The 5,439-nt window shown below is 45.9% G+C and carries 5 protein-coding genes and 2 pseudogenes; 5 read left to right on the forward strand and 2 right to left on the reverse strand.

The annotated features are described in order from the left end of the window. Positions 1-475 (reverse strand): reverse transcriptase N-terminal domain-containing protein (locus tag ACGF63_RS22235; RefSeq protein ID WP_387633257.1); only part of this gene is annotated, 475 nt, incomplete at its 3' end. Between the two features lie 667 nt (positions 476-1,142). Beyond that, the gene (locus tag ACGF63_RS22240) at positions 1,143-1,856 is read right to left on the reverse strand and encodes a DJ-1/PfpI family protein (protein WP_387633259.1); all 714 of its coding nucleotides are present in this window, start codon (positions 1,854-1,856) and stop codon (positions 1,143-1,145) included. Positions 1,857-1,953: 97 nt separating this feature from the next. Here ACGF63_RS22240 and ACGF63_RS22245 point away from each other — a divergent pair, with 97 nt between their 5' ends. The 5 genes and pseudogenes from ACGF63_RS22245 to ACGF63_RS22265 form a co-directional block, all read left to right on the forward strand. After that, positions 1,954-2,892, forward strand: a complete 939-nt coding sequence (locus tag ACGF63_RS22245) for a GlxA family transcriptional regulator (protein WP_132355996.1) — start codon at positions 1,954-1,956, stop codon at positions 2,890-2,892. Between the two features lie 73 nt (positions 2,893-2,965). Further along, entirely contained in the window at positions 2,966-4,138 is a 1,173-nt protein-coding gene (locus ACGF63_RS22250) for a P1 family peptidase (protein ID WP_132355997.1), read from the forward strand. 434 nt (positions 4,139-4,572) lie between these two features. Next, a complete protein-coding gene (ccdA, locus tag ACGF63_RS22255; RefSeq protein ID WP_387633261.1) occupies positions 4,573-4,791 on the forward strand; it encodes a type II toxin-antitoxin system antitoxin CcdA in 219 nt (72 codons plus the stop codon). Position 4,792: 1 nt separating this feature from the next. Then, a pseudogene (locus ACGF63_RS22260) lies at positions 4,793-4,960 on the forward strand (CcdB family protein); the annotation flags it as partial. 230 nt (positions 4,961-5,190) lie between these two features. Further along, a pseudogene (locus tag ACGF63_RS22265) lies at positions 5,191-5,439 on the forward strand (hypothetical protein); the annotation flags it as partial.

The following is a 5,439-nucleotide window of genomic DNA, read 5'->3' on the forward strand; positions in this document are numbered from 1 at the left end:
GCCGGAACCCGTAGGCGTTTGGGTCTGCCAGCATTTCTGCTACGGGCTCCAGTGCCAGCAAATGAAGTGCTTGCTGGGCTCGGTCAGCCATAACGGGAATGCCGAGCGGACGACGTTTGCCATTCTTTTTGGGGATATAGATGCGCCTCAACGGTTGGGGTCGATACCCCCTCCGTTGTAATGACTGCACACCCTTGAGTTTCTGCGTGGGTGTTTTCCAGATTTGGCCATCCACACCGGGGGTGTTACGGCCAGTATTGCGCGTTACGCGTTGCACTGCCAGTAATTTGGCCGAGTACGCGTGGGTCAGGAGCCATTGCAGGGCTTTCACCTTGCCCCAGCGCCTTTCCCGAGTTGCCTTCGCGATACGCATTTGCAATCGCCGCACCTGCTGTTCAATGGCCCGCCAGTTGATGACATCCCAGTGAATAGCCTCGAAGGATGCACCAGTCACCGGTTTACCCGCTGCTGTCATTTGCTTTTCCTCCTCATAACGATTCTGCGAACTCTCTCGCGAAGTAAGACCTGTCGGACGTGGGCACACTTTCGTGTCGGGTAACGTTAAAACCCGTATCCGGACCATTACAGCCCGGCCTTCGCTTTTTCCGACCTCCCAAACCCGCACCGCCATAGGCGACCTTTACAGGCAACTGTCCCTGGAGTGGGGAGCGATACGGGGTTTCCACGTTCCGTCTGTGAAGTCCGCGGGGTTAGGTGTCTGTTGTTGACCGGGAGAGAGGTGGATCACGAGAGCGCAGCAAATAGTCACTCTTCCCCTCTCCATTACCTTTTGGTCAAGCGTGGTAGCCACTTCCGCTTGTCAATAATCACGATCTTTATCACAGATTCAAATATCTTCACCGTACCCGCTATCTAGCACTCATCCGGGGTGTGTGGCTCCCAGAAGGGCATGCCTCTCACGATGTATGCCCCGCGCCGTACGGCGCTTCGTTTCATTGTCAGGGTCGCTCTTTATTCAGACCCCTAGATTCACCCGGTGATACGGGCGGTTCCCTCCGTCTTCGCCGTGGGAACAACTTCTACAGACAACTTCGTGTCGCAAATTTGCAGTTAATGTGAGCCGGAATCTGAGCTGATTGCGAGTCGGAGGAATTTTGATTGCGAGCCGCTACAGCTAGCATTCAGAAATTTAGCGACATTTTCTTAATACGATTTGGGAAAGCCTGCGCAATCTGCTCAAATACTGCCCTTCTTGAATTTATGCCTGCTGCCATGCGTTGCTCCGCGACTTCTCGGATAGCCGTCGGTGCCGTTTCTGGGCGGCCGGCATTGAATGGCGGTGATGGCGCATATTCCAGACTCAGTTGAATGTCCTGAGCCGTTTCTTCTCCGTAAACCTCGGCAATCACCGTAAGGGCAAAATCGATACCTGCTGTCACGCCACCCCCGGTAATAATATTGCCATCTTTAACGACTCGGCTACTGTCTGGAATGGCACCGAATAGTGACAGCAACGGTCGCCAGCTCCAGTGGCAGGCGGCACGTTTATCAACCAGTAATCCAGCTGCGCCCAGAATCAGTGAGCCTGAGCACACCGAAGTGATGTATTGTGCTGACTGCGCCAGTGTTTTCACGGCGCGAATGTAACGGGGTGCCTGCATGGCTTCGACACACCCGATGCCGCCGGGAACGCAGAGGATGTCGCAGTGTTCCAGCTGCATTAAATCTGCCAGTGACGCGAAGTGTAATCCGTCAGCGGTAACTGACTGTCCATCAACGGAAGCAACAATGACTTCCACATCCGGTAATTGGGAGAAAAACTGATGGGGCCCGGTAAAATCCAACTGAGTTACACCGTTATAAACTGGCATCACAATAGTCATTTTATTGCTCATAATTCTGTTCCTGCTCCTGTGCTTTCAAAATTATGATAAAAAGCGTAACGTAATTGTGCGTGACATTTATGACATTAACCCCACCTTTGAGGACATCATGAACGTTGCTTTTTATGTCTTTCCCGATTTTCAGTTGCTTGACCTGAGTGGACCATTGGCGGCTTTTCAGGCTGTGGGGTTGGGTATAACTCCATGTCCTTACCGACTGTATGTGCTCTCAGAGCAGGGAGGAGAAATCCGCAGCTCCTCGGGAGTTGCCATAACCACACAGTCGGTTGATGCCGTGGAACCGGATACACTGCTGATTGTGGGCGGTCGTGGTGTTATGCATATCAGGCGTGCAAGCTCGGAGGCTGAAAGACTTCGCAGCCTTTGCCTGTCGGCATCGCGTTTCGGCAGCATCTGTACCGGCGCATTTGTGCTTGCAGAAACCGGACTGTTGAAGGGAAAAAAAGCGACCACGCACTGGAGGGCAGTGGAGCGGTTCAGAAAAGCATGGCCGGATGTGCTGATGGATGGCGAACCTCTCTTTGTGCGGGATGGTAATATCTGGACCTCTGCTGGGACAACCAGTGGCATTGATCTGGCGCTGGCGATGATTGAAGCAGACCTGGGCAGGGATATTTCGCGTCAGGTAGCACAGGAACTGGTCGTTTATCAGCGCCGCCCCGGTGGACAATCACAGTTTTCACCCATGCTGCAACTGGAGCCGGCATCTTCACGCATCAGCAGTGTTTTGAGCTATATCCAGGCGCACCTGAGTGAAGACCTTGACGTAACCCGGCTGGCTGAGGTGGCCTGCCTGAGCGTAAGGCAGTTCAGCCGGCAGTTTAAAAATGAAACCGGTAAAACGCCGGGTAGGGCAGTGGAACACCTCCGTATTGATGCTGCACGCGCATTGCTTGAAAGCGGAGCCGACAGCGTTGCACAGATTGCGCGGCGAACCGGCTTTGGACATCCTGAACGCATGCGGCGCGCATTTCTGCGTTATCTGGGACGTCCTCCACAAGCGTACAGGATGTATCACAGAGAATGACCGGCATAAAGCCGGTCAGCGAAACGGACAGTACGGTAATCATCAAGTTAATTTTTTATAACAAGGAGTATTTATGAAAATATTGAATATTATAATCTTATCTATATCGACAATGATATCCTCTAATGCTTTAGCCAATGAGATTAGAGCAAGGGATTTAGGCATTCCTTTCTCTGGAGTCACGGGGAAATATAATGCGATTACAGATGTTAGTGGTGTAGAAGTTGGCTATTCAACCATAATAGAAGGTGATGGAAAGCTAGAGATTGGGAAAGGTCCAATAAGAACAGGCGTAACAGCTATATTACCAAGAGGAAAGAGATTTAGCCCTGTATTTTCGAGTACATTCTCTTTAAATGGCAATGGAGATATGACAGGCAATCAATGGGTCAAAGAAAGTGGTTTCTTGGAAACACCAATATTAATAACCAACACTCATAGTGTTGGTGTTGTTAGAGACTCAACAATTAGTTGGATGATTGATAATAATCTAACATCACCACTAAAAGATGATTTATTTTGGTTATTACCTGTGGTTGCAGAAACGTGGGATGGAATATTAAATGATATAAACGGTATGCATGTAAAAAAAGAACATGTCTATCATGCGTTGAATAGTGCTGAATCAGGAGCGATAGAAGAAGGTAATGTCGGCGGGGGAACGGGAATGAACCTGTTTAAGTTTAAGGGAGGCACAGGTACTTCATCAAGAATTCTAGATAAAAAAGATGGAGGATATACTATTGGTGTTCTTGTTCAAGGCAACTTTGGTGATAGGGATGACTTGATTATTTCGGGGGTTCCGGTTGGTAAAGAAATAAAGGATTTCAAGCCGATATATCATGGAGACAAGAAAAAAATAAAGGATGCGGGTTCTATAATAGCAGTGGTAGCCACAGATGCGCCATTAGCGCCTCATCAATTAGAAAAAATAGCTAAAAGAGTATCTCTTGGGCTTGCAAAAGTAGGTGGTGTAGCCAGGAATACTAGCGGTGAAATATTTATTGCATTTTCAACCGCAAATAATGATGCATTCTCCAGAAAGGATGTAAGAACAATAAAAATACTGCCAAACGACAAATTGGATCCTTTGTATGAGGCAACAATCAATGCAACAGAAGAAGCAATAATTAATGCTATGATAGCCGCCAAAAAAATGGTTGGGAGAAATGGTAACACTTCGTATTCTATCCCTAAAGATAGAGTTAAAGAAATATTAAAAAAATATAATGTACTCAATACCTAAAATGTATTAGTAGGTGACTCACTAACAAGCAGTAAACTTAAAATCTGCTACTCAGACAGAATTGTTATGCTATTTTGCAAGAGTAGCAGAAATAAAGGAGATTGTTACCAAGGTTTTGGCGACAATCTCATGCAACATTATAGTCCTAAAAATTCAATATGCTGAATTAACCCTCTACCGGATAGGTATCTATCCAGTTTTGCGTCCAATTGCTAACTGATTACTTATAGTATATAAATAAGTTTTCATAATTATGCTCTACTTTCAGTCAACCCTTGTGTACCAAGACATACAGCCTTTTCGTCTAAGCGGTCTGTAGAATCAGTGAGATAGGCTACAGAACCAATGTTGTTCAAAAAGAAAACAAAAGGCATAGGTGTATCGGTATTATGGAAAGCTATTTATTCAATGTTATACATAAAGGAGGTATACCCATGAAGCATAGAGTTAGCGTAACCGTAGACAGAGAACACTATCAGGTGCTTAGTTCTTCCGGGATAAATATTTCTGGCCTGGTAAATGACGCCATAGTAAAAGAAGCCCGTAGGATAAAGGCCGAAAAGTGGAAAGCAGATAATCGCGAAGGAATGGCAGAAGTTGCAAACTTTATAGCGCAACATGGTTCGTTCGCTGAGGAAAACAGGAACTGGTGATATGCAATTCATTGTTTATGAATACAAGCGGGCAAGCCATTACAAAATGTTTGTCGATGTACAAAGCGACATCATCGAGACACAAGGGCGGCGTATGGCCATCCCTCTGATTGAATCCTGCCACCTTTCTGAAAAAGTGAATAGTTCACTGTTTCCTCTGGTTCAATTATTATCCAATGCGGAAATCGAAGAGTTATATGCTCGCCCGGAATTTAACATACATGAGTAAGATCTGTATTTTTCATTAACACAAACAGAACGGGCTGCTCTCAAGCAGTTCCGCAATACCCATTTCCATTTCATTATGGAACTTTTAAAAATTATGGCATAACCTGACAAAAATAACAGCTATATTTAATCATCATAATCTAAAATATATTTTTATAATGGAGAATTACAATGGCAGCCGCTTTTTTTAAAGACTATCCGATTGATCCAAAACCTATAATGTATAAAAATGGTCCAAGTAATTTTAAATCCATAGCAAATAGTGCCCCTATCAATAAAAAAGTAGGACAGTTAGTCAATCATGAATTAAAAGCTGATGGCACGATGGGAAGGCAGACTAATAGTGGCAAATGGAGTCTTTATTGGTCGGTCTATTCTCCTTTTTCGATCAACGGCCGTACCTTCTATTTTGCCCAGCGT

The organism is Photorhabdus sp. RM322S (genome assembly GCF_042879395.1).
GTDB classification, from domain to species: Bacteria; Pseudomonadota; Gammaproteobacteria; order Enterobacterales; family Enterobacteriaceae; genus Photorhabdus; species Photorhabdus khanii.